General features: G+C 62.0%; 23 protein-coding genes and 1 tRNA gene. 13 read left to right on the forward strand and 11 right to left on the reverse strand.

Annotated features, from left to right (window positions below; translation table 11 throughout):
• Positions 1-26: 26 nt before the first annotated feature.
• The 5 genes from AC244_RS26800 to AC244_RS37685 all read left to right on the forward strand — a co-directional run bounded on the left by AC244_RS26800 (position 27) and on the right by AC244_RS37685 (position 4825).
• Positions 27-368, forward strand: coding sequence for an SH3 domain-containing protein (locus AC244_RS26800; protein WP_053251875.1), 342 nt, complete (start codon positions 27-29; stop codon positions 366-368).
• A 170-nt stretch (positions 369-538) separates the two neighbouring features.
• Positions 539-808 (forward strand): 30S ribosomal protein S15, encoded by a 270-nt coding sequence (gene rpsO / locus AC244_RS26805; RefSeq protein ID WP_025425494.1) that lies wholly within the window; start codon positions 539-541, stop codon positions 806-808.
• A 358-nt stretch (positions 809-1166) separates the two neighbouring features.
• A complete protein-coding gene (gene pnp, locus AC244_RS26810; protein WP_053251876.1) occupies positions 1167-3311 on the forward strand; it encodes a polyribonucleotide nucleotidyltransferase in 2145 nt (714 codons plus the stop codon).
• Between the two features lie 82 nt (positions 3312-3393).
• On the forward strand, positions 3394-4410 hold the full coding sequence (locus AC244_RS26815) for a class I SAM-dependent methyltransferase (protein ID WP_053251877.1): 1017 nt from the start codon (positions 3394-3396) through the stop codon (positions 4408-4410).
• 172 nt (positions 4411-4582) lie between these two features.
• Positions 4583-4825, forward strand: a complete 243-nt coding sequence (locus tag AC244_RS37685; RefSeq protein WP_053251878.1) for a hypothetical protein — start codon at positions 4583-4585, stop codon at positions 4823-4825.
• Between the two features lie 70 nt (positions 4826-4895).
• On the opposite strand, the gene fabI is transcribed toward AC244_RS37685, so the two are convergent.
• The 3 genes from fabI to fabA are packed head-to-tail and all read right to left on the reverse strand — an operon-like array spanning position 4896 to position 7492.
• Positions 4896-5702 (reverse strand): enoyl-ACP reductase FabI, encoded by an 807-nt coding sequence (gene fabI / locus AC244_RS26825; RefSeq protein WP_053251879.1) that lies wholly within the window; start codon positions 5700-5702, stop codon positions 4896-4898.
• Positions 5703-5706: 4 nt separating this feature from the next.
• Complete coding sequence (gene fabB, locus AC244_RS26830) at positions 5707-6930, reverse strand: beta-ketoacyl-ACP synthase I (protein WP_053251880.1); 1224 nt, start codon at positions 6928-6930, stop codon at positions 5707-5709.
• 46 nt (positions 6931-6976) lie between these two features.
• Positions 6977-7492, reverse strand: coding sequence for a 3-hydroxyacyl-[acyl-carrier-protein] dehydratase FabA (gene fabA / locus AC244_RS26835; RefSeq protein WP_025425501.1), 516 nt, complete (start codon positions 7490-7492; stop codon positions 6977-6979).
• Positions 7493-7571: 79 nt separating this feature from the next.
• Here fabA and AC244_RS36760 point away from each other — a divergent pair, with 79 nt between their 5' ends.
• Together AC244_RS36760 and irrA are read left to right on the forward strand one after the other, a co-directional pair.
• Positions 7572-7784, forward strand: a complete 213-nt coding sequence (locus tag AC244_RS36760; RefSeq protein WP_152976118.1) for a hypothetical protein — start codon at positions 7572-7574, stop codon at positions 7782-7784.
• Positions 7785-7813: 29 nt separating this feature from the next.
• Positions 7814-8239, forward strand: a complete 426-nt coding sequence (irrA, locus tag AC244_RS26840; protein ID WP_053251912.1) for an iron response transcriptional regulator IrrA — start codon at positions 7814-7816, stop codon at positions 8237-8239.
• 10 nt (positions 8240-8249) lie between these two features.
• Here irrA and AC244_RS26845 read toward each other — a convergent pair whose 3' ends face one another.
• The 5 genes from AC244_RS26845 to AC244_RS26865 all read right to left on the reverse strand — a co-directional run bounded on the left by AC244_RS26845 (position 8250) and on the right by AC244_RS26865 (position 11842).
• Positions 8250-8885 (reverse strand): trimeric intracellular cation channel family protein, encoded by a 636-nt coding sequence (locus AC244_RS26845; RefSeq protein ID WP_053251881.1) that lies wholly within the window; start codon positions 8883-8885, stop codon positions 8250-8252.
• Between the two features lie 70 nt (positions 8886-8955).
• Positions 8956-9756 carry a YdcF family protein gene (locus tag AC244_RS26850; protein ID WP_053251882.1) on the reverse strand — a complete coding sequence of 267 codons (801 nt, stop codon included), beginning with the start codon at positions 9754-9756 and terminating at the stop codon, positions 8956-8958.
• A gap of 74 nt (positions 9757-9830) precedes the next feature.
• Entirely contained in the window at positions 9831-11006 is a 1176-nt protein-coding gene (locus AC244_RS26855; protein ID WP_053251883.1) for a TMEM43 family protein, read from the reverse strand.
• Between the two features lie 168 nt (positions 11007-11174).
• A tRNA-Ala gene (locus AC244_RS26860) sits at positions 11175-11250 on the reverse strand.
• Positions 11251-11449: 199 nt separating this feature from the next.
• The gene (locus AC244_RS26865) at positions 11450-11842 is read right to left on the reverse strand and encodes a TIGR02300 family protein (RefSeq protein ID WP_053251913.1); all 393 of its coding nucleotides are present in this window, start codon (positions 11840-11842) and stop codon (positions 11450-11452) included.
• Between the two features lie 283 nt (positions 11843-12125).
• On the opposite strand from AC244_RS26865, the gene aroA reads away from it, so the two are divergent.
• The 4 genes from aroA to rpsA all read left to right on the forward strand — a co-directional run bounded on the left by aroA (position 12126) and on the right by rpsA (position 16819).
• Positions 12126-13472 (forward strand): 3-phosphoshikimate 1-carboxyvinyltransferase, encoded by a 1347-nt coding sequence (aroA, locus tag AC244_RS26870; RefSeq protein ID WP_053251884.1) that lies wholly within the window; start codon positions 12126-12128, stop codon positions 13470-13472.
• A 102-nt stretch (positions 13473-13574) separates the two neighbouring features.
• Positions 13575-14237 (forward strand): hypothetical protein, encoded by a 663-nt coding sequence (locus AC244_RS26875; protein WP_152976119.1) that lies wholly within the window; start codon positions 13575-13577, stop codon positions 14235-14237.
• Positions 14238-14311: 74 nt separating this feature from the next.
• Positions 14312-14947 carry a (d)CMP kinase gene (cmk, locus tag AC244_RS26880; RefSeq protein ID WP_053251886.1) on the forward strand — a complete coding sequence of 212 codons (636 nt, stop codon included), beginning with the start codon at positions 14312-14314 and terminating at the stop codon, positions 14945-14947.
• Between the two features lie 165 nt (positions 14948-15112).
• Positions 15113-16819: a 30S ribosomal protein S1 gene (gene rpsA / locus AC244_RS26885; protein ID WP_025425511.1), complete on the forward strand. Its 1707-nt coding sequence runs from the start codon at positions 15113-15115 to the stop codon at positions 16817-16819.
• A 148-nt stretch (positions 16820-16967) separates the two neighbouring features.
• On the opposite strand, the gene AC244_RS26890 is transcribed toward rpsA, so the two are convergent.
• A complete protein-coding gene (locus AC244_RS26890; protein WP_053251887.1) occupies positions 16968-18599 on the reverse strand; it encodes a hypothetical protein in 1632 nt (543 codons plus the stop codon).
• 410 nt (positions 18600-19009) lie between these two features.
• On the opposite strand from AC244_RS26890, the gene AC244_RS26895 reads away from it, so the two are divergent.
• A complete protein-coding gene (locus AC244_RS26895) occupies positions 19010-19342 on the forward strand; it encodes a DUF6665 family protein (protein WP_053251914.1) in 333 nt (110 codons plus the stop codon).
• Here the strand turns inward: AC244_RS26895 and AC244_RS26900 are convergent, their stop codons facing one another.
• Both AC244_RS26900 and AC244_RS26905 read right to left on the reverse strand, forming a co-directional pair.
• A complete protein-coding gene (locus AC244_RS26900; protein ID WP_053251888.1) occupies positions 19343-20116 on the reverse strand; it encodes a hypothetical protein in 774 nt (257 codons plus the stop codon).
• A gap of 142 nt (positions 20117-20258) precedes the next feature.
• Positions 20259-20813, reverse strand: coding sequence for a BA14K family protein (locus AC244_RS26905; protein ID WP_053251889.1), 555 nt, complete (start codon positions 20811-20813; stop codon positions 20259-20261).
• Between the two features lie 218 nt (positions 20814-21031).
• On the opposite strand from AC244_RS26905, the gene AC244_RS26910 reads away from it, so the two are divergent.
• The gene (locus tag AC244_RS26910; protein WP_053251890.1) at positions 21032-22459 is read left to right on the forward strand and encodes a phosphomannomutase; all 1428 of its coding nucleotides are present in this window, start codon (positions 21032-21034) and stop codon (positions 22457-22459) included.
• The last annotated feature ends 18 nt before the right edge of the window (positions 22460-22477 follow it).

Consider the following 22477-nt stretch of genomic DNA (forward strand, 5'->3'; position numbering starts at 1 on the left):
GGGTTGGTTTTTTGAAAGGAGCGGAAATGCGGGTACGGACAGTTCGCATCGGCATTCTCTCAGGCGTGTTGAGCCTGATGGCCGTCGCCCCCGCCGCCGGCGGGGACATCGCCTGTGTCGTCGCAGATCCGACCGGCACGCCGCTCAATGTCCGAACGGAACCGAATGGCCGGATCGTCATGACCTTGGCCAATGGCAGCAAGGTTCGCCGCGTCGGCGAAAGCAGGCATGCGGGCAAGGGCTGGGCGCTTGTTTCGAGCGACGCCGGAGAACTCGGCTGGGTGTTTGCCGCCTATCTCGACTGTGTTCCCGTTGACGGCGACCAGCTGAAGTCGGCGCCGATGCGCCCGCGACCAACCGGTAATTGAGAGGCGCCCGGCCATCGCCCCAGGGCCATTTTCATGACCCTTTCCTTTTTGATCCAATTCGGTTATAGGCACGCCAGCAAAAGGCGCATGCCCGTTGCATTCACGGCCGCAGCTGGACGACATCCCGGCTGAAGGCGTCCCTAAATCCTCGAAATCGAAAGGATCATCTGATGTCGATTGCTGCAGAGCGTAAGGCTCAGCTCATCAAGGAATATGCAACCGTTGAAGGCGACACCGGTTCTCCGGAAGTCCAGGTTGCTATCCTGACGGAACGGATCAACAACCTGACCGAACACTTCAAGGGCCACAAGAAGGATAACCATTCCCGCCGTGGTCTTCTCGCGATGGTTTCCAGCCGTCGTTCGCTCCTCGACTATCTGAAGAAGAAAGACGAAGCGCGCTACACCAAGCTGATTGGTGCCCTCGGCATCCGTCGCTAAGCGACTTGCCCGGCGGACCGCTTGCGGTCCGCCGGCCTTTTTTATTATGGAGCGCAGAGCGCTCAGGAAATGAACTCTCCGCAAGCGCACTAGGCGCACACAAGGAGAGGTATCCAGCGGGCCGGATGGGCCGGATCCGCGGATCAACCGATGGCCCGTCATGGGGCAGGATTGCAGGATGCTTCGGCGCCTGCTTGCAGAACCCGCTGCGGGGCAGCCAGGTTTTGCAAAGCGGAAAGCGGCCGGTCTCTTTTGAAGCCTCCCGTTGTCTTGCCCGTGATGCGCCATACCAGGCGGTTTTTCGACCACCCGCGCTGCAACAGCCGCGGAAAGGTCTGCCGCACACGAAGGACAGAACATGTTCGATACCCATAAGGTTGAAATCGAATGGGCTGGGCGTCCGCTCAAGCTCGAAACCGGTAAGGTCGCCCGTCAGGCTGACGGCGCCGTTCTTGCCACCTACGGCGAAACCGTCGTTCTCGCCACCGTCGTTTCGGCCAAGTCGCCGAAGCCGGGCCAGGACTTCTTCCCGCTGACCGTCAACTACCAGGAAAAGACCTACGCCGCCGGCAAGATCCCGGGTGGCTACTTCAAGCGCGAAGGTCGTCCGAGCGAAAACGAAACGCTGGTTTCGCGCCTGATCGACCGCCCGATCCGCCCGCTTTTCCCCGATGGCTACAAGAACGACACCCAGGTTATCGTCACGGTCATGCAGCATGACCTCGAAAACAATCCCGACATCCTGTCGATGGTTGCAGCTTCCGCTGCGCTGACGCTGTCCGGCATCCCGTTCATGGGCCCGATCGGCGGCGCGCGCGTCGGCTACATCAACGGCCAGTACGTTCTCAACCCGCATCTCGACGAGATGGACGAATCGACCCTCGACCTCGTCGTCGCCGGCACGCAGGAAGCCGTGCTGATGGTCGAGTCGGAAGCCAAGGAACTGGGCGAAGACATCATGCTCGGCGCCGTCGTGTTCGGCCAGAAGGGTTTCCAGCCGGTCATCGACGCCATCATCAAGCTGGCTGAAGTTGCCGCCAAGGAGCCGCGCGAATTCGAACCGGAAGATCATTCCGCTCTCGAGAACGCCATGCTTTCGCTTGCCGAAGACGAACTGCGCAACGCCTACAAGATCACCGAGAAGGCTGCCCGCTACGCCGCCGTCGACGCCGTCAAGGCGAAGGTCAAGGCCCACTTCCTGCCGGAAGGCATCGAGAACCCGGCGCATACGCCTGAGGTTATCGGCGCTGTCTTCAAGCACCTGCAGGCCAAGATCGTTCGTTGGAACATCCTCGACACCAAGAGCCGCATCGACGGCCGCGATCTCGAAACCGTTCGCCCGATCGTCTCGGAAGTCGGCCTTCTGCCGCGCACGCACGGTTCGGCGCTGTTCACCCGCGGTGAAACGCAGGCGATCGTCGTTGCCACGCTCGGCACCGGCGAAGACGAACAGTACGTCGACAGCCTGACCGGCATGTACAAAGAACGCTTTATGCTGCACTACAACTTCCCGCCCTTCTCGGTCGGTGAAACTGGCCGCATGGGCTCCCCGGGCCGCCGCGAAATCGGTCACGGCAAGCTCGCCTGGCGCGCTATCCGCCCGATGCTGCCGGAAGCCGAGCAGTTCCCCTACACACTGCGCGTCGTTTCCGAGATCACCGAATCCAACGGCTCGTCGTCGATGGCGACGGTCTGCGGCACCTCGCTCGCTCTCATGGATGCAGGCGTGCCGCTTGCAAAGCCGGTTGCCGGTATCGCCATGGGCCTGATCAAGGAAGATGAGCGCTTCGCCGTTCTCTCCGACATCCTCGGCGACGAAGATCACCTCGGCGACATGGACTTCAAGGTTGCAGGCACCGACGCCGGCATCACCTCGCTCCAGATGGACATCAAGATCGAGGGCATCACCGAAGAGATCATGGGCATCGCGCTCAACCAGGCCAAGGGCGGCCGTCTCCACATCCTCGGCGAAATGGCGAAGGCCATTTCCGAAAGCCGCGGCCAGCTGGGCGAATTTGCACCGCGCATCGAAGTCATGAACATTCCGGTCGACAAGATCCGTGAAGTCATCGGCTCCGGCGGCAAGGTCATCCGCGAAATCGTTGAAAAGACCGGCGCCAAGATCAACATCGAAGACGACGGCACCGTGAAGATCGCTTCTTCGTCGGGCAAGGAAATCGAAGCGGCCCGCAAGTGGATCCACTCGATCGTTGCCGAGCCGGAAGTCGGCCAGATCTACGAAGGCACCGTTGTCAAGACCGCCGACTTCGGCGCCTTCGTCAACTTCTTCGGCGCCCGCGACGGCCTCGTCCACATTTCGCAGCTCGCCGCCGAGCGCGTTGCCAAGACCACCGACGTCGTCAAGGAAGGCGACAAGGTCTGGGTCAAGCTGATGGGCTTCGACGAGCGCGGCAAGGTTCGCCTTTCCATGAAGGTCGTCGACCAGGCGACCGGCAAGGAAGTTGCTGCAGAAAAGAAGGGTGACGGCGAAGCCGCTGAATAAGCGGCATCTGCCCGAACGCATTCGGGGCGCGGAGCGGATCGCTCCGCGCCCTTTTCTTGTACGAGATCGACGGAAGAGACCGATGAGCCGAGACGCATTGAAGACCCTGTTCCACCCGTTCGAAACCGGGGTTATCGACCCGCCGGGCGAGGGCGAGCGTGTGCTCTTCCTCGGCGCTGAGGCGGGCTACAGGCTGCCCGAGGGCTTCGGAGCGTCGATCGCTGCCGTCCAGCCGCTAAGGCCGCTCTATCGCGCCCTGGAGGCCATGCGCGCCGATGTGGCGCCCGTGGTTGCCGGCGAGGACTACGACGTCGCGCTGATCCTGTGCGGCAAGCACAAGGGTGAAAACGAGGACCGCATCGCCGAGGCGCTGAAGCGCACCCGCGATGGCGCGGTCATCGTCGTTGCCGGCGGCAAGGAAGATGGCATCCAGTCGCTGAGAAAGCGCATCGCCAAGTTCGAATGGGATGGCGATCACCTGCCGAAGTATCACGGCGTCGCCTTCTGGTTCACGCGGCCCGACGACGTCACCGACGCCGTGCAGAAGCTTGCCAAGGTGCCGGTCCGGGTCGACGGCCTGTTCGAGGCTTCGCCTGGCATGTTCTCGCACGACCGCATCGATGCCGGTTCTGAACTGCTCGCCTCGCGCCTGCCGCGCGATTTCAACGGCCATGCCGCCGATTTCGGCGCCGGCTGGGGCTATCTCGCGGTCAAGCTCGCCGAAGCGTCTCCCGGCACGAAGGGCATCGACCTCTTCGAGGCCGATCACGATGCGCTGGAGGCGGCCCGCGTCAACATGATGGCGAACGCTCCGCGCATGCCGGCGCGCTTCTACTGGTTCGACCTGACGAGCGAAGACCCGCGCGACAAATACGACCTCATCGTCATGAACCCGCCGTTCCACGAGAGCCACGCCGCCGAACCGGCGCTGGGCGTGGCGATCATCAAGGCGGCGCACAAGGCGCTGAAGCAGGGCGGCAAGGTCATGCTGGTCGCCAATCGCGGCCTGCAGTACGAGCAGGTGCTGGCCGAGACCTTCAAGGAATATGGCGAGACCTGCCGCAACGCGCGCTTCAAGGTTCTCTGGGGCAAGCGCTGAGCGCAAAACTGCACCACGTATCCGCCAAAAGGCCGGGCCAAGCGCCCGGCCTTTTTGCTTTTCTGCGGGCGCCAGGACAGGCACAAAGCGTCCGCGAAATTCCGTTGCCATCGGCCGCGAACAGGCAGACGATGCCATCGCTGTCGGTGTTTCTCGTCGGAGGAGCGGTGCAATGACATTCGGGCCCAGCAGACCGCCATTGACCGAGGATGTGGCGGAGGTCATCGTCAGGGATATCAAGCAGGCGGAAGGACATGGCGCGACCTCGGAAGTGCCGATGCCGTTTCTGAAAAGCCTCTATCGCCTGCCGTTGATGCCAAGCCCCATTCGAAAGTCGCACGCCTGCTTGATGTTCGGCGTGGCCGCCATCGGCCTTGTTGCCATCCTGCTGCTGTCGGGATTGCTGACCGTCTGACGACGACCCATGAAAAAAGCCCATGGACCGAATGATCCATGGGCCTTGATAAGATTGCCGTCGTCGCTTGTTATTCGGCGTCGGCGGTCCTGAGTGCGTCGAGCGCCGGCATCGAGGTGATGTTGTAGCCGGAGTCCACATAGTGGATTTCGCCGGTGACGCCGCGCGACAGGTCGGAAAGCAGGTAGAGCGCCGAGCCGCCGACATCGTCGATGGTGACGGAGCGGCGGAGCGGCGAATTTTTCTGCTGCCAGGAAAGCATGGCCCGCGCATCGGAAATGCCGGCGCCTGCAAGCGTGCGGATCGGGCCGGCGGAAATCGCATTGACGCGAATGCCGCGCACGCCGTAGTCGGCCGCAAGATAGCGCACGGAGGCTTCGAGCGCTGCTTTGGCGACGCCCATGACGTTGTAGTTCGGCATGACGCGAACCGACCCGCCATAGGTCAAGGTCAGCATCGAGCCGCCGTCGTTCATCAGTTCGGCAGCGCGCTTGGCGATCTCGGTGAAGGAGAAGCAGGAGATCACCATGGTGCGGCTGAAGTTGTCGCGGCTGGTGTCTGCGTAGAGGCCCTTCAGCTCGTTCTTGTCGGAAAAGCCGATGGCATGGACGATGAAGTCGAGCTTGCCCCAGCGCTCCTTAATGGCCGAGATGACCGTATCGACGGAGGCGATGTCCTCGACGTCGCAAGGCAACAGAAAGTCGGAGCCGAGCTCGGCTGCCAGCGGCTTCACGCGCTTGCCGAGTGCTTCACCCTGATAGGTGAAGGCCAGTTCCGCGCCCTGTGCTGCCAGCGCCTTGGCGATGCCCCAGGCAATGGAGTGGTTGTTGGCCACACCCATGATGAGGCCACGCTTTCCGTTCATCAGTCCCGTCATGGTGTTATCCGTTGTAGCGCTGGAAGACGAGCGTCGCATTGGTTCCGCCGAAGCCGAACGAGTTGGAAAGAACCGTATCGATCTTGGCGTTGTCGATGCGCTTGCGCACGATCGGCACACCGTCAAATTCCGGGTCGAGTTCGCTGATATGGGCGCTCTCGCCGATGAAGCCACCCTGCATCATCAGGAGGCCGTAGATCGATTCCTGGACGCCGGCAGCACCCAGCGAGTGGCCGGTGAGCGACTTCGTCGACTGGATGTGCGGGATCTTGGAGCCGAACACTTCGCGGATGGCGCCGATTTCCTTGCTGTCGCCGACCGGGGTCGAAGTGCCGTGCGTGTTGATGTAGTCAACGTCGCCCTTCACGCTCGAGAGCGCCTGGCGCATGCAGCGGATCGCGCCTTCGCCGGATGGGGCGACCATGTCGTAGCCGTCCGACGTTGCGCCGTAGCCGACGATTTCGGCGTAGATCTTGGCGCCGCGCGCCTTGGCATGTTCCAGCTCTTCGAGCACCAGCACGCCGGCGCCGCCGGCAATGACGAAGCCGTCACGGCTGACGTCATAGGCGCGCGAGGCGGTCGACGGCGTGTCGTTGTACTTGGAGGACATCGCGCCCATGGCGTCGAACAGATTGGACATCGTCCAGTCCAGGTCTTCGTGACCGCCGGCGAACATCACGTCCTGCTTGCCCCACTGGATCATCTCCGCGGCATTGCCGATGCAATGGGCCGACGTCGAGCAGGCCGACGAGATCGAGTAGTTGACGCCGTGGATCTGGAACCAGGTCGCAAGCGTGGCCGAGGCCGTCGACGACATCGCCTTCGGCACGGCAAACGGGCCAATGCGCTTGGGGCTCACGTTCTTGCGGGTAACATCCGCCGCCTCGACGATGGTGCGGGTGGACGGACCGCCCGAGCCCATGATGATGCCGGTGCGCTCGTTGCGGGAAATGACCGCTTCCTCGAGACCGGAGTCGGCGATCGCCTGCTTCATCGCCACGTGGTTCCAGGCGCCGCCCTGCGACAGGAACCGCATGGCGCGCCGGTCGACGAGATCGGTCGGATCGAGCGTCGGTGCGCCCCAGACCTGGCATTTGAAGCCGTTTTCGGCGAAATCGGGAGAAAACGTGATGCCCGATTTGGCGTCGCGCAGCGATGCCGTGACTTCGTCGGCATTGTTCCCGATCGAGGAAACGATCCCGAGGCCCGTGACAACAACCCGTCTCATGGTAATGACCTTCTCTTTATCTCATTCGGTGCGGAGATCCCGCGGCTTAGTCGGTCTTTTCTTTCGACAGACCGACACGCAGGTCGGTTGCCTGGTAGATGGTTTCGCCGTCCGCCTTCAACCAGCCGTCGGCAGTGCCGAGGACCAGGCGGCCGCGCATCACCCGCTTGAAGTCGATTCCGTATTCGAGCAGCTTGGTATGGGGGCGAACCATGCCCTTGAACTTCACTTCGCCGGTCGACAGGGCCATGCCGCGGCCCGGTTCGCCGAGCCAGCCGAGGAAGAAGCCCGTCAATTGCCACATGCCGTCGAGACCGAGGCAGCCGGGCATGATCGGGTTGCCCTGGAAATGGCAGGGGAAGTACCAGTCGTCCGGGCTGACGTCATATTCAGCGCGAATGAAGCCCTTGTCGAAGGCGCCGCCGGTTTCGGAGATTTCCGTGATGCGATGGACCATCAGCATCGGCGGCAGCGGCAGCTGGGCGTTGCCGGGGCCAAACAGTTCGCCTCGGCCGCAGGTCAGGATTTCCTCATAGCTGAAGCTGGATTGTCTGGTCGTCATCAATGGTTGTTTCCCCGCGTAACATAAAGTGTTGTCAGACCTGCTTTAGAGCAAGTTCGCTGTGAAATGAAGCACGCCGATGGCCGTTTTCGATGTTTCCGACGTCGGCATCGCCCATTCTGATGGCGATATCGTTCCGCCGTCGCTTACAGGATCAATGTGGGTCCGGCCAGAGTTAAATACCAGCCTTCCCCTAAATAGGCCGGTTTTTCAGGCATTCCAGGCGTTCCGCACCTTAGAATCTATTGAAAGAGCGGCGCGCAAAAGTTATATCGCAACGGAAGTATTGTAAATTTTACGGGATCCATGGAACGCTCCTTGATGACGAAAGTAACCGAAGTGAGTTCGGAAGAGAGATTGCGCAGCTCGGGTCTGCGCCCGACGCGTCAGCGTGTCGCCCTTGCCGATCTGATCTTCGCCAAGGGCGACCGTCACCTGACCGTTGAAGAATTGCATGAAGAGGCGGTCGTCGCCGGAGTGCCGGTGTCACTGGCAACCGTCTACAACACACTGCATCAGTTCACCGAGGCCGGCATGATCCGCGTGCTCGCGGTGGAAAGCGCCAAGACCTATTTCGACACCAACGTGTCCGACCACCACCATTTCTTCATCGAAGGCCAGAACGAGGTCCTCGATATCCCGGTGAGCAATATCGAGATCGGCAATCTGCCGGAGCCGCCGGAGGGCATGGAGATTGCCCATGTCGACGTGGTCATTCGTCTTCGCCGCAAGCGCGAGCGGTCGTAACGACCTTTTCCTACATCACATCGTCGGGGTCGCGCCCCGGGCTCGCCTTGCCGATCGGCAGCGTCCAGCCGTATTTGAGCGCGCCGGCGCGCACGGTGAAGGCTGAGATCACGCCGAGCGTCGCGGTTGCCGCCAGCGGCAGTCCGATCATCGTCGCGACGACGAAGACACCGGAGCCGATCAGGGCGGCCGTCACATAGACTTCCGGACGCAGCAGCACCGACGGCTCGCCGGCCAGGAGGTCGCGCAGGATGCCGCCAAACGTCGCCGTCAGCATGCCGGTGACAAGGGCGACGGCGGGCGAGCCGGTCGCCGCCAGCCCCTTGGCCGCACCCATGACGCAATAGGCCGACATGCCGATCGCATCGAGCCAGACCAGGACGCGGTAACGCGAACCAAACAGGTGGGCGGTGAAGAACAGGATGACGCTCACCGAGGCGCAGACCAGAAGGTAGTTCGGGTTGAGCACCCAGAACACCGGCGTTGCGCCGAGGACGACGTCGCGCATCGTTCCGCCGCCGATACCGGTGACCGAGGCAAGGAAGAGATAGCCGATGATGTCGAGCTGCTTGCGCGAAGCCGAGAGCGCGCCCGTCGCTGCAAAGACGGCGACGCCCGCATAATCGAGGATTTCCAGGATGGTCATGGCCGCTCCGTTGAAAGGCGCATCGCGGTTGTCTGTCGCATCGCAAGCTGGAGCATCCAGGCCCGCCGCGTCAACGGGGGGAAACGTTGGGAAGCAGGCTGTCCGTGCGGCCGCTGAAATAATAGGCAGCCAATCCGATCCATTCGCGCACCGCTGTCGTCGTCAGCTGGGCGTTGAGCGAGGGCTGGGTAAAGTCGAAGCCGGGCGTGACCGTGCCGCTGGTGCGGTAGTCCGTCGGCCAGGGGGTGACCTCCAGCCCGAGCGCGCGGAAAAGCCCGACCGAACGCGGCATATGGAAGGCCGACGTGACCAGCGCGCAGTTGGAAAGGCCGTTTGCCGCGAGCAGCGCCTGCGTGTTGCGGGCATTCTCGAATGTCGTTCTAGACTGTTCCTCGCGGATCAGCCGCTCCGGGCCGATGCCGAAGGCGGCAAAGAAGGCTTCCGACGCCTTGGCGTCGCCCTCATAGGCGCCGCTGAACGAACCGTCGCCGCCGGAAATCAGGATGCGCGCTTGCGGGTAGCGCTTGGCCAACATGGTCGTCTCGATGAAGCGGTCGGCCGCCTGGTTGAACTCGATGCCGCCGCGGCTCGCCATCACCTCGTTCTCAAAGGCACCCCCCAGCACGATGACGCAGGAGAGGGTTACGGGCGGCTCAGCCGGCCGCGGGAAACGGTCCTCCAGCATCTGCAGGAAATAGGATCCGGTGGTGGTGAACAGGCTGACGAAGAGCACCAGCGCACCGATGAGGCCGAAGGCGGCGCCGGTGCGCCTGAGCCCGACCGCCGTCATCAGCAGCCCGGCAAGGGCGGCGAAGAACGCCAGGGATAGGGGCTGCGCGACGAGCCAGAAGATCTTGGAAAGCAGAAACATCAGACCCGTGTTCTTCGCTACGATCCCTTAAGATTTCGCAAAGCCGGGTCGGGCGTCTAACGCCACGCCGCTCGTTAGGCCGTCACGCCGGCGGACATCGGCTTCGCCTTGCTTGCGCGAAGATAGCCGATGCCAAAGGCGATGAGCGCGCCGACCGCGACGATCGCCAGCGACAACAGCGGACGGTAGGCGAACCAGGCGATGGCGATGACCACAGGGCCGATGATGAGCGTCAGGATCGCGGCGATAATGCCGGTGCCGAAACCGACCACCGAGCCGAGGACCGGAATGACGTCGGCGATGATGGAAATGAGCGACAGCATCAGCGTAAAGCCGATGAACAGGCCGATCAGTCCGCCCACCCGAACCAGCCAGGTAATCAGCGTGTTCTCGCTCTGGGCGGTGTCGAACATCTCCGCGGCACTGGCGATACCGGCTGAGCTCAGGAACAGCTCGCGGCCGTTCGTCGTGCGATAGGGGGCAAGGCTGCCGCCCTTCTGTGCGGCGACAAAGCTCGCGGTCTCCGTATCTTCGCGGGTTAAGCCGATGCGCAGATCGCCGACCGCGGGGGTCTGGCGATCGGCGGAAACGAAGATCGTCTGGCCGTCTGTTTTGACCGGGCGATTGGTGCCGAGCGCATCGGCGAGATGTTGTAGATCGGCGTCCGCCATCTGCACGGGGCTGTCGCTACCAAGATCGGCAACGGCCCTGCCGTTGATGGAAAACGCGCCGAGCATTGCGCGGTCGACGGTGAAGCGCGCGCTCGAGATCGGCATCTCCGGGTTCTGATGCCCGTTGCCGTCGCGGAAATCGGCCGAATCGGCGCGGTCGCTGCGCCACTCCTTGGCGTAGGAATAGGTCGTGACCGTTTCCTCGCCGCCGCCGAGCGTCTTGCGCGTCTCGCTCTTCTTTTCCTCGACCCATTGGTACATCTCGACCGAGCGGCGCAGGCCGGCAGCACCCTTGGCGGAGATCCCGAGCAGACTATCGACCGGCGTGCCGACCGGCTCGACCCGACCGGCGATGTGGACCAGCTTGCCCTCGTTGCCAGCCTCCACAGCGCCGCTGTCGATGGCGACCACAGCACCGGCACCCTCGACGAGCGCCCGATAGGTCTTGACCGAACGACCCTCGTTCCACGCAAGCAACCAGATCATGCCGAAGACCAGGAGCAGCCCGACGAAGATGCCAATGACACCATTCTTAAGGCGCGCGAACCACGACGTTCTGGTCGTTTCGGTAAAACTCATCTGATCCCCCGGCACGTGATTTCGACCCGGATTCGCAAGCGACCGGTTCGATTTTCCCGTTGGTAGCAGAAAAAAAGCGGAAAGGAATATATCGGCCGACATGTGCAGGCGTTTGGCCCAAACATGGTGAAGGCGTTCGATTTAAAGGGGTGTATTCCAGGAGAATTTTGGTGGAGCTAAGCGGGATCGAACCGCTGACCTCTTGCATGCCATGCAAGCGCTCTCCCAGCTGAGCTATAGCCCCATATCGGGTCCGGCGAGGCCGGTTCCGGGAAACTCGTTGGGCTGTTGTGCCCGGCGAGTGGCGGCTTATTACTTCTGCTTTTCGCGGATAGCAAGCCGAAAATGTCAGGCCGGTGGAAATAATTTTGGCGCCGGCCCGATTTGCTCCCGTCCACGCCAAAGGCCGGGGACGGGAGGCATTCGCGTATTATTCTAAACGCTTAGACGTCGTCGTCGTCGTCGGACACGCCGATGAGGTCGCTCATGTCGTCGTCATCGTCTTCGTCGTCGGTCTGAAGGAAGGTATCGTCGTCGTCGTCGCCGTCGATCTCCACCTCATCGTCGCCCAGATCCGGAATCTCGTCGCCGCCGGCTGCTTCGTCGTCGGCTTCCTCGAGCGAAACGAGTTCGACTTCCGTGTTCTCGGTGTCGACTTCAGCGACGTCCTCTTCCTCTTCCTTCTCGAGCACCTTGGCAACGGAGGTTTCTTCGAAGAAGGACAGCGGATAGGACTTGCCGGTGTAGGGGGAAACGATCGGATCACGGTTCAGATCGTAGAATTTGCGCCCCGTTTCCGGGTCAATGCGCTTTGTTCCGAGTTCCGCTTTTGCCACAGTCAAAGCCTCTTGAATGGCCGGCCGAGCCGGCGCTTGCCGGAAAGCCGGCGGGTGGAAAGGATATCAAGCCTATGATGATTAGCCGGTCCCCATAATCATCTTGGCCGCATCTGTCAAAGATAAAACTCGAAAGCCCTGCGCCGCCTGCTTTTTCTTCGCCCGGGAGGATGATCGCGCAATCGCATTGTGTTAGGCAGCGCGACGGAAGATGGTCGCGCCTTCGTTGCCGTTTCGCGTGTCGCGATCAATGGCGTCGGCCACAGCTTTGAGGAAGGTTTACATGTCCGCTGGCGTGATCGCAAAGCCTGCCCTTGCGCGCAAATCCATGGCGTTGCGTGGCACGGTGCGTATCCCCGGCGACAAGTCGATTTCCCATCGCGCCCTGATGCTTGGCGGGCTTGCGGCCGGCCGGACGCGCATTGCCGGCCTGCTCGAAGGCGAAGATATTTTCAGCACCGCAAGGGCAATGCAGGCGCTGGGCGCAACGGTGCGTAAAGAAGGCGACACCTGGATCGTCGACGGTGTCGGCAACGGAGCGCTGCTGGCGCCCGAAGCGCCGCTGGATTTCGGCAATGCGGGCACCGGTTGCCGTCTGACCATGGGGCTCGTCGGCGTTTATGATTTCACCACAACCTTTGTCGGCGATGCATCGCTTGCCAGACGCCCGATGGGCCGCGTTCTCGATCCGCTCAGCCAGATGGGCGTTCAGGTGACGTCGGCCGAAGGCGGCCGCCTGCCGGTGGCGCTCAGCGGACCGAAGACGGCAAACCCGGTAAGCTATCGCGTACCGATGGCCTCGGCCCAGGTGAAATCCGCCGTGCTGCTCGCAGGCCTGAACACGCCTGGCGTCACCACGGTGATCGAGCCGGTGATGACCCGCGATCATACCGAGAGAATGCTGCAGGCCTTTGGCGCCAACCTGACAGTCGAGGCTGGCTCCGAAGGCGAGCGCATCATTCGGCTCGAGGGGCAGGGCAGGCTGACGGGCCAGGACATCGATGTCCCCGGCGATCCGTCCTCGGCGGCCTTTCCGTTGGTGGCGGCGCTGATCGTACCAGGCTCTGACATCACCATTCTCAATGTGCTGATGAACGCCACCCGCACCGGACTTATCGTCACGCTGCAGGAGATGGGCGCCAGGATAGATGTGCTGAACGCGAGGATCGCGGGCGGCGAGGACGTGGCCGATCTGCGCGTCCGTTCTTCCGAGTTGAAGGGCATTACCGTGCCGGAAGGCCGCGCCCCCTCGATGATCGACGAGTATCCGGTGCTTGCCGTTGCGGCGGCGTTTGCCGAGGGCCAAACCGTGATGCGCGGCCTTGAGGAGTTGCGCGTCAAGGAATCCGATCGGCTTTCCGCGATTGCCGCCGGGCTCAAGCTCAACGGTGTCGATTGCGAAGAGGCCCCCGCCTCCCTCGTCGTGCATGGTCGCCCCGGCGGCAAGGGTATCGGCAATGCCGTCGGCGCTGCGGTCGCCACCCATCTCGACCACCGCATCGCCATGAGCTTCCTCGTCATGGGTCTTGCCTCGGAACACCCTGTCACCGTCGACGATACGACGATGATCGCCACCAGCTTTCCTGAGTTCGTGGAGGTAATGGCGGGTCTGGGTGCGAGCATCGAGTAACCAATTGAGACAGTCGTAAGCTTCGACGCAGTTGGTCGTTAACTTCTGCAACCTAGGATTTAGGTTGTCGGGGACGTGGGCGCCCTCCTCAAGGTGCGGCGGATGATGAAAGAAAATCCCGACAACGTCAGTTCAACAGTAAAGAGTGGCCGCAGCTTCGACATTCAACCGGATGGTTCAGTCCACTACTGGTCTCGTACGATGTCTGCGCCGGTAAGCTTGACAGCCGAACAATTTGCCTCGGTCGGCGAGGCGAATACACGTTTGTTTTTGAGCGTTGCCATAAGTTTGATTGTTGCGGTCCTGACGGATGGCTACCTGTGGGCCGGCGAAATCGACGGCGCAACGGCAATCGTTATCCTGATGGCGTTGGTGTCCTTCAACGCACTGTTTATCGCAAAGGTTCGCAACGACAGGCTTGCGATGCTGCGCGACCTGCCTCCGGCGCCTGCCGATGCGAAGGTGAAGCCGCCCTTGTCCATCGCGGAGCTGTTCGTCGCGGCGGCGATTGTTCTGAGCCAAAAGATGGCAAGGGCGCCCGTCTGGATGCTCCTAGTACTTGGCTATGCGTCCCTCCTTGGTGTCTTCGCAGTAGGCCACACGCTAATGCAATTGCTCGAAGGCGTCGCTTTCTATTGGGGGAAGCGCAACTCCCTCCCGGTTGGGCCCACGATACCTGCCTTCGCATTGCTGGTCAGCTTGCTCTTGGCGACGTGGACTGCTTGCATGATTATTGCTCGCATTGGCTCCCGATGGAGAAGATAGTCGTTTCGCAAACGTAGAAACCGTTGCGGTTTTCATCTACAGGACCGTTCAGTTTTGCGATCGTAGGATAGGTCATGATCACCATCGCCATCGACGGACCTGCCGCGGCAGGCAAGGGCACGCTCTCGCGCCAGATCGCCGAAGCGTACGGCTTTCACCATCTCGACACCGGGCTGACCTACCGCGCGACGGCGAAGGCGCTGCTCGATGCCGGCCTGCCGCTCGACGATGAGGCGGTGGCCGAGCGTATGGCGCTCGAGGTCGAACTTGCAGGCCTCGATCGCTCCGTGCTGTCTGCGCATGCGATCGGTGAGGCGGCATCGAAGATTGCCGTCATGCCGGCGGTGCGCCGCGCGCTGGTCGAAGCGCAACGTGCGTTTTCGAGGAAAGAGCCGGGCACCGTGCTCGATGGCCGCGATATCGGCACCGTCGTCTGCCCGGATGCGGCGGTGAAACTCTACGTTACTGCCTCGCCGGAAGTGCGCGCGAAACGCCGTTATGACGAGATCGTCGGCAACGGCGCCGTCGCCGATTACGCGGCGATCTTCGACGATGTGAAGAAGCGCGACGAGCGCGACATGGGCCGGGCCGACAGTCCTTTGCGCCCCGCCGATGACGCGCACTTGCTTGATACGTCTGAAATGAGTATAGAGGCGGCGTTTCAGGCCGCAAAGTCTTTGATCGATGCGGCCCTGATCAAGAAGATCTGAAGAAGAGCCTTTTCGCGACACTGTCAGGATCGCTCTTCTTGCATAAGCCTGAAATTCCGTCCACGCGCCGGATTGTCCCTTTGATGGGACGGACTGGGTTCAGGCCTGTTCAACACCAGCCCCCGGCGCATGTGCGTCTGTTAATGAGATGCATCAGGAGATTCCATGTCTGCTACCAACCCAACCCGTGATGATTTCGCTGCGCTTCTCGAAGAATCCTTCGCGAAGACCGATCTCGCCGAAGGCTATGTTGCCAAGGGCATCGTTACGGCCATCGAAAAGGACGTCGCCGTTGTCGACGTCGGTCTGAAGGTCGAAGGCCGCATCGCTCTGAAGGAATTCGGCGCGAAGGCCAAGGACGGCTCGCTCAAGGTCGGCGACGAAGTCGAAGTCTACGTTGAGCGCATCGAAAACGCGCTCGGCGAAGCTGTTCTTTCGCGCGAAAAGGCTCGCCGCGAAGAAAGCTGGATGCGCCTGGAAGTGAAGTTCGAAGCCGGCGAACGCGTCGAAGGCATCATCTTCAACCAGGTCAAGGGCGGCTTCACCGTCGATCTCGACGGCGCTGTAGCCTTCCTGCCGCGTTCGCAGGTCGACATCCGTCCGATCCGCGACGTCACTCCGCTGATGCACAACCCGCAGCCCTTCGAAATCCTCAAGATGGACAAGCGTCGCGGCAACATCGTCGTTTCGCGTCGTACCGTTCTCGAAGAATCCCGTGCCGAACAGCGTTCTGAAATCGTTCAGAACCTTGAAGAAGGCCAGGTTGTCGAAGGCGTCGTCAAGAACATCACCGATTACGGTGCGTTCGTCGACCTCGGCGGCATCGACGGCCTGCTCCATGTCACCGACATGGCATGGCGCCGCGTGAACCATCCGTCGGAGATCCTGAACATCGGCCAGCAGGTCAAGGTTCAGATCATCCGCATCAACCAGGAAACCCACCGCATCTCGCTCGGCATGAAGCAGCTCGAGTCGGATCCGTGGGATGGCATCGGTGCGAAGTATCCGGTCGGCAAGAAGATCTCGGGTACCGTCACGAACATCACCGACTACGGTGCGTTCGTCGAGCTGGAGCCGGGCATCGAAGGCCTGATCCACATCTCCGAAATGTCCTGGACCAAGAAGAACGTACACCCCGGCAAGATCCTGTCCACGAGCCAGGAAGTCGACGTTGTCGTTCTCGAAGTCGATCCGACCAAGCGTCGTATCTCGCTCGGCCTCAAGCAGACGCTCGAGAACCCGTGGCAGGCATTCGCGCATAGCCATCCGGCTGGCACCGAAGTTGAAGGCGAAGTCAAGAACAAGACCGAATTCGGCCTGTTCATCGGCCTCGACGGCGACGTTGACGGCATGGTGCACCTTTCCGACCTCGACTGGAACCGTCCGGGCGAGCAGGTCATCGAAGAGTTCAACAAGGGCGACGTCGTTCGCGCCGTTGTTCTCGACGTCGACGTCGACAAGGAGCGCATCTCGCTCGGTATCAAGCAGCTCGGCAAGGATGCAGTCGGCGATGCCGCTGCTTCGGGCGAACTGCGCAAGAACGCTGTTGTTTCGGCCGAGATCATCGCCGTCAACGACGGTGGTATCGAAGTGAAGCTCGTCAACCACGAAGACATCACCGCGTTCATCCGCCGCGCCGATCTGTCGCGTGACCGCGACGAACAGCGTCCGGAGCGTTTCTCGGTAGGCCAGGTTGTCGACGCACGCGTCACCAACTTCTCCAAGAAGGACCGCAAGATCCAGCTGTCGATCAAGGCTCTGGAAATCGCGGAAGAGAAGGAAGCCGTTGCTCAGTTCGGTTCGTCCGACTCGGGCGCTTCGCTTGGCGACATTCTCGGTGCCGCTCTGAAGAACCGCCAGACCAACGAATAATCGTTGCCTGACGTCTGAAATCAAAAGGCCCGCGGAGAGCGATCTCCGCGGGCTTTTGCTTGTGAGGGGTTCGCTCAGCTACGGCGTTCTTAGACCTGCTGCATCGTTCTTCTGAAATCGATCCGATCTAAGCGACCATGCGGGAGGGTCAGCCGAGGCCGCCGAGCTTGCGATAGAGTTCGTAGACGTCGGGCTCGGCATTCAGTTCGTCGCCCCTATCGTCCTTGCCGTCTTCGGTCTGCTGCGCGTCCTTGTTGGCTTCGTCCCGCGCGGCTTCGCCGTCGCCCTGTGCGGCTTCGCCGTCGCCCTGCGGCTCTTCGCCGCCTTCGCCTCGACCTTCGTCCCGCTCGCTCTTTTCCGCCTCGCTCTTCCCGTCCTCAACTGCGATCGGATAGGGGATCATCGCAAACGGGATCGCTTCGCGCGGCAGGCCGTTCTCGATCAGCCGTGCGATTGCCTGTTGCATCGCCGGGTCGTCAGCCGGCTTCTGGGGCCGCTGGGCAGCGGTGGCGCTCGTCGCGCCCGATTGCTCCGTCTGATCGTCCGCAACGCTCAGGGCGGCAAGCTCGGCGCCTGCAGTCGTATCGTGTGGCCGCAGCGGGTTTGGGCGACCCGGCTCCCCGCCTTCCGCCTCTGTCTGGCTCGCTGCTGCGTTGGCTTCGGCATTTTCGAGTTCGGGCGCGATCACTTCGGGCCTATCGGCGCCCGCAGGTTCTCCCGGCAGGCCGAGCGTATCGCGCACCATCGTCTTCAGCACTTCCGAAAGCGCACGGTCCGTGCGGCTCTCGTTGCTGCGTGTCGATGCCCTGTCGTTTTGCAGTTGATCCTCGCCATCGGGCAGGGGGCGATAGGTGCCGTCCGGCTCCTGGCCTTCGTCGGCGCCGCCTGCCTCGGTGCCGGCGTCCGTCCGGGCAGCGCCGCTGTGCGCTGATGCTTCTCTGGCCTTCGCAGGCAAATCGAGATCGTCTGCCGCGGCAGCAGGGTGTGACGGCGGATTTTCTTCTTCGTCAGCCGGTGCTTTGCCGGCGGCAGCCGCGGGGTCGGTGGCTTCGGGATCGGCCTCGCCATTGCTGATGGCGGCGAGCACTTCGATTTCGGAGCCGTCCAGCGAAGGCAGCCTGCCGGGCATTGTTCTGGCGCCTTCGCGCTCGGGCGAGGCCTGACGCCGTGCCGTTGCCTCGTCTTCGGTCGGCAGCGTTGCGTCCGCCTCCTCCGTTGCCAGGCTCGACGTGTCGCTCTCGCTGCCAACGCCAAAGGTTTTCTTCAGTACCGTCTGCAGCAAGGCGACCTCGCCTGCGACCGGCGCTCTGGCGGCTGCCAGATGCAGCGGGATGGCCGGCTGCAGGGGCGGGTTGCTCGGGCTCGGCAACACAGCGCCCGTCGACACGGGGGCTGTACCGTTTCTGATTGCCGGCAGGTCTGCGAGGATGCCGACCCGCAGCGTCAGGCTGCGGCCGCCCAGCTGTCGCTCGAGCGCCAGGCGTTCCGGCATCGGCATGGCTTCGAGAAAGGTGACGAGCCGGCGCACGAAATCACGCCCGCCCTCCTGTGGCAGCGGCGGAAACTTGAGGATGCGGGCGAGATCCTCCATCAGCCGCACGAGCGTCTCCTTGGAGAGGATCTCGCGGCCGGCGAGATGCCGGGTCAGCGCATCGAGGATCTTCTGGATCGCTTCGCCGCGCTGGGCGGCGGTAAGGGGGGCTGCTGCCGGCTGGGGCCTTGCGTTTGCCTCCTCGGCAAGTCCGGTCGCGGTTCTGACCGTGAGAATGGGTGTCAGCATTCTGGTCTCCCTCGCTTGACCCTCGAATTGACGGGCCGCCGTTGACAGGCAGCACCCGAATTCCACGCGTTCCACGGATCACCTCGACCGTCTGTCGGGCAGGATTGAGTCTTCAGTTCGGGCTGGCGCCTCATGCGCGTCTCGGCCAACCGGCCAGACCTGCCGCAGCGCGGCTGCGGATACGGGAATCGGCATGATGCTTCGATGTTAGGTGAGACAGGTTTATGAAATCTTAACCATGCGATGGGAGCGATGCTGGCCGCGCAAGGCCCTTTGGCTTCGCCGCGAGCCATGTTTCCGCACGAACCCTTTGCATCGCGATCAATCCGGCGGCAAGATTAAGCTGCCACCTCGATTGAGCGCCGTGGACAATGAGTGGCCCTATCCGTTTCAAAGCCATGGAGTTTCGGATGACCGTTCGCCCTCCAAAATCCCTGAGCCCCTCATATGCTGCTTCGGGCGCCCTTAGCGCCCTCGAGTACGAATTGCTTTCGGAGCGCGCCGACGCGCTCGGGCGACATGGCCTCAAGGTCGAAAAGGCGATCGCGGCGCTGCAGGTGCTCGAGCGGAATGAAACCACGCCGGAACTGCGCGAACGGCTGCTCGACGATGCCGCCGATGCTGTCTGGGCGTTTTTTATCCAGCGTGAGATCTGCGGCCTGCGCGATAGCCGCGACGCGGTCAGGCGCTATGGCATCCCCAAGGCGGTCATGGCGCGGCTGGGGATCGTCCGGCGAAAATGATCAGGCGGCGATAAACGTCTGGCTGGCGAGGCTGTAGAGTCCGATCTCATCGATCTGGAGTGCAAGCGGGCGCTTGGCTTCGGCCTCGCGGGCGTCCTGCACGTCTTCCAGATTGTCTTTTGCCTCGAGCGCCTGCAATTCCTTCTGCTGCTCGACAAGGGTTTCCCTGTCGGCAATGCGCGTCGGGTCGATCGTCAAGCTATCCAGTTGCAGTTCGTCCAGCGATTTCGTTTCTGCAGCATCAGCAAGGCGCTGTATTGCTTTCGTCGCGCCGTAGCTTTGGCCTGCCTTCGCAGACCCCTTGCTGTCGAGCGCCTCGTCCAGCTTCTTGCCCTGGCTGCCTTCAGGATCCTTGATCGCCTCGATCAGTTCGTTCAGTGAAACATCGATATCCGTCAGCCCCAGCTTCTTCTCGATGTCACGAAGAGTATCCGTCGGCAGGTTTTCGACGATCTTTGCCAGAGCGCTGCCAAAGGCGAAATCGGACTTGAAATCCTCACGCGTCAGGTCGAAGAACTCGCCGACTTCCCGGATGAGCACCATCCGGTTGTTGTTGGCACCGTTTCCAGCCTGATTGAAAAAATGATCGTTGATCTTGGTGTTGGCCGCCTTCTGGGCGTCGTCCGACTTCACCTGAGCCTTCAGGATCTTGTCGTCCCTGGTGCCCTTGGCCTTTTCTTCCTCTTCCGCCTGACGCTTCTCGATATCCTTCAGGATCGAGCCGACCAGATTGGTCGTTGCTGTGGCGCTGGATTGCTGGGTCGGGAGCAGCATCGTTTCATTCCGGCAAAAGTTGCGAACGTGATGAAACGGTAAGGTGGCGAGGTTAATCGCCGCTTAATACCAACCTGCCTTTCCAAGAAATTGGAGCGGGGGAAAGCGGCGCAACGCTGGCGCTGCGCCGCTTGGGCGTGACCTATCGATAGGGCGAGTAGCAGGCGCGAGAGACGCCCTGATAGGTGAGGAACCGGTTGGTTGCCGGGTTGTAGGAGCGGTAGCGCGAGAAGCACCAGGTCACATGCGCGCTGGTGCCGCGGCGAACATAGTTGTCGCGATAGTAGTAGCGCTCCCGGTAGTAACGACGTGGATAGTAGTCGTCGTAATAGCGGCGTGAATAATAGTCGTTGTAGTAACGGCGTGGATAATAGTTGTTGTAGTAGCGGCGTGAATAATAGTTGTTGTAGTAGCCGCCATAGCTCGGTCCGAAATAGAAGCTGAAGCCCGGCCGATAGTAGGAACCCCTGCCGTAGCCAGGTCCCCAACCACCGCCCCATCCGCGGCCCCATCCGTTGGGATACATAACGCCTCCGTATCGCCTGTACGGGTAGTATTGTGCGTTCTGGACATCGCCTTGCGCTTTGATCTGAACGTCGCCTGCTGGTAGCGGCATGGCCTGGGCAGGCCCGGCCGGGGTCATCAGGGAGGCGGCGGCCAGGGCGCAGCCGACAACGAAATTCCGAAATCCCGTCATGCTTTCCTCGCTTTCCGAAAGGGTTGCTTTCCGGTTGTGTCCCTGCTTCACATTAGGTGTTTTTTTCTTGGTTTATTCATGGCGAAATGGTGCGGATCCGTTTGGCCAGTCGCCGGATTCGCGCCCCGCCTGCCGTCCGGTAAAGGATGCGTCTGCGCGGTTGCCAGGTCACTGTTATTCTTGCCTATTGTCGATAGGCGATATTCGCGGAGTATGAGATGCAATTGAAGTTCGGCACAAGTGGTCTACGTGGCCTGTCCGAGGAGCTGAAAGGCGAACCGTCTGCACGCTATGCGAAGGCCTTCGCACGGCACCTGATCGCCTCCGGGCAGGCGCAGGCGGGAGATCCGATCCTGATTGCCCGCGACTTTCGCGATTCCAGCCCTGAAATCGCGGCCGTTTGCGCCGCTGCCCTGAAGAGCGAAGGCTTTCGCGTGTTCGATTGCGGCACCGTGCCGACCCCGGCATTGGCGCTCTATGGTCTTGTCCATAAGGCCGCAGGCCTGATGATCACCGGCTCGCATATTCCCGCTGATCGCAACGGCATCAAATTCTACCGGCCGGACGGCGAAATCGACAAGACCGACGAACTGGCGATCAGTGCCATCGCCGACGCCATTGCCGGCGAGGCCGTACCTTCGTCCGGGTCGGGAGAAGATCACGCGGCATCGGCCGCAGAGCTGTTCCTTCAGCGCAACAGGGACCTGTTGCCGCCGGGGTCGCTTCACGGTTTGCGCATCGGCGTCTATCAGCACAGCACCGTCGCGCGCGACCTGCTCGTCGAGCTTCTGACCTATCTAGGGGCCGAGACGATCGCTCTCGGCCGATCCGAGGATTTCGTACCTGTCGATACGGAGGCCGTTTCGCCTGAAACGCTTTCCAGGCTTGCCGCCTGGGCACCCGAACATCGCCTGGATGCGATCGTCTCGGCCGATGGCGACGGCGACCGGCCGCTGGTTGCCGACGAGAAAGGTGCGCCGCTTCGTGGCGACCTTCTGGGTCTCGTCGCCTGCGAGTTCCTCGGCGCGCAGGTCGCCGTGACGCCAGTCACCTCCAATTCCGGCATCGAACGTGCCGAAGGCCTTTCGGTCATCCGCACCCGCGTCGGTTCGCCCTATGTGATTGCCGGAATGGCGCAAGCGGTCGGAGAGGGGGCGACGAAGGTCGCCGGCTTCGAGGCCAATGGCGGCACGTTGACGGCCAGCGATTTCCCCCTCGGCAATGGTGTCCTCAGGGCCCTGCCCACCCGTGACTGCCTCCTCCCGATCCTCGCGGCGCTTGCGCGCGCCGCTGAACGCCGCATGACGCTCTCGGAGCTGGCGGCGTCCTATCGTCTTCCGGTCGCGCTCAGCGACCGGCTCGAAAACGTCCCGGTCGAAACCAGCGCCCGGCTGATGGCGCATCTGCGTGGTGGGGCCGAGAACCTGAATGACTTCCTCGCTCAGATCGGCCGCCCGGCCGCCGTCAGCGACATCGACGGCCTGCGCGTCACCCTTGCCGATGGCCGCACGATTCATTTCCGGCCGTCCGGCAACGCCCCGGAGATGCGCTGCTATGTTGAGGCCGAGACGACGGCAGAGGCGGAATTGCTGCTTGCTCAAGGACTTTCCACAATTCGATCCTGGGCAAAAAGGGCGTCAAACTGACCTTTTTCGTGTTCTGAC

Origin of the sequence: Ensifer adhaerens, from assembly GCF_001270265.1 — a bacterium.
Taxonomy (GTDB): Bacteria; Pseudomonadota; Alphaproteobacteria; order Rhizobiales; family Rhizobiaceae; genus Ensifer; species Ensifer adhaerens_B.

Bases quoted from the DNA above. Each gene is read 5' to 3' on its own strand.
- cmk (WP_053251886.1), top strand. From the start codon at position 14,312: ATGATCACCATCGCCATCGACGGACCTGCCGCGGCAGGCAAGGGCACG.
- AC244_RS26800 (WP_053251875.1), top strand. From the start codon at position 27: ATGCGGGTACGGACAGTTCGCATCGGCATTCTCTCAGGCGTGTTGAGC.
- fabB (WP_053251880.1), bottom strand. From the start codon at position 6,930: ATGAGACGGGTTGTTGTCACGGGCCTCGGGATCGTTTCCTCGATCGGG.
- AC244_RS26905 (WP_053251889.1), bottom strand. From the start codon at position 20,813: ATGACGGGATTTCGGAATTTCGTTGTCGGCTGCGCCCTGGCCGCCGCC.
- irrA (WP_053251912.1), top strand. From the start codon at position 7,814: ATGACGAAAGTAACCGAAGTGAGTTCGGAAGAGAGATTGCGCAGCTCG.
- aroA (WP_053251884.1), top strand. From the start codon at position 12,126: ATGTCCGCTGGCGTGATCGCAAAGCCTGCCCTTGCGCGCAAATCCATG.
- AC244_RS26815 (WP_053251877.1), top strand. From the start codon at position 3,394: ATGAGCCGAGACGCATTGAAGACCCTGTTCCACCCGTTCGAAACCGGG.
- AC244_RS26845 (WP_053251881.1), bottom strand. From the start codon at position 8,885: ATGACCATCCTGGAAATCCTCGATTATGCGGGCGTCGCCGTCTTTGCA.
- AC244_RS26875 (WP_152976119.1), top strand. From the start codon at position 13,575: ATGATGAAAGAAAATCCCGACAACGTCAGTTCAACAGTAAAGAGTGGC.
- fabA (WP_025425501.1), bottom strand. From the start codon at position 7,492: ATGACGACCAGACAATCCAGCTTCAGCTATGAGGAAATCCTGACCTGC.
- AC244_RS36760 (WP_152976118.1), top strand. From the start codon at position 7,572: ATGGCCGTTTTCGATGTTTCCGACGTCGGCATCGCCCATTCTGATGGC.
- AC244_RS26855 (WP_053251883.1), bottom strand. From the start codon at position 11,006: ATGAGTTTTACCGAAACGACCAGAACGTCGTGGTTCGCGCGCCTTAAG.
- AC244_RS26900 (WP_053251888.1), bottom strand. From the start codon at position 20,116: ATGCTGCTCCCGACCCAGCAATCCAGCGCCACAGCAACGACCAATCTG.
- fabI (WP_053251879.1), bottom strand. From the start codon at position 5,702: ATGACGGGACTGATGAACGGAAAGCGTGGCCTCATCATGGGTGTGGCC.
- AC244_RS26910 (WP_053251890.1), top strand. From the start codon at position 21,032: ATGCAATTGAAGTTCGGCACAAGTGGTCTACGTGGCCTGTCCGAGGAG.
- AC244_RS26895 (WP_053251914.1), top strand. From the start codon at position 19,010: ATGACCGTTCGCCCTCCAAAATCCCTGAGCCCCTCATATGCTGCTTCG.
- rpsO (WP_025425494.1), top strand. From the start codon at position 539: ATGTCGATTGCTGCAGAGCGTAAGGCTCAGCTCATCAAGGAATATGCA.
- pnp (WP_053251876.1), top strand. From the start codon at position 1,167: ATGTTCGATACCCATAAGGTTGAAATCGAATGGGCTGGGCGTCCGCTC.
- AC244_RS26850 (WP_053251882.1), bottom strand. From the start codon at position 9,756: ATGTTTCTGCTTTCCAAGATCTTCTGGCTCGTCGCGCAGCCCCTATCC.
- rpsA (WP_025425511.1), top strand. From the start codon at position 15,113: ATGTCTGCTACCAACCCAACCCGTGATGATTTCGCTGCGCTTCTCGAA.
- AC244_RS26890 (WP_053251887.1), bottom strand. From the start codon at position 18,599: ATGCTGACACCCATTCTCACGGTCAGAACCGCGACCGGACTTGCCGAG.
- AC244_RS37685 (WP_053251878.1), top strand. From the start codon at position 4,583: ATGACATTCGGGCCCAGCAGACCGCCATTGACCGAGGATGTGGCGGAG.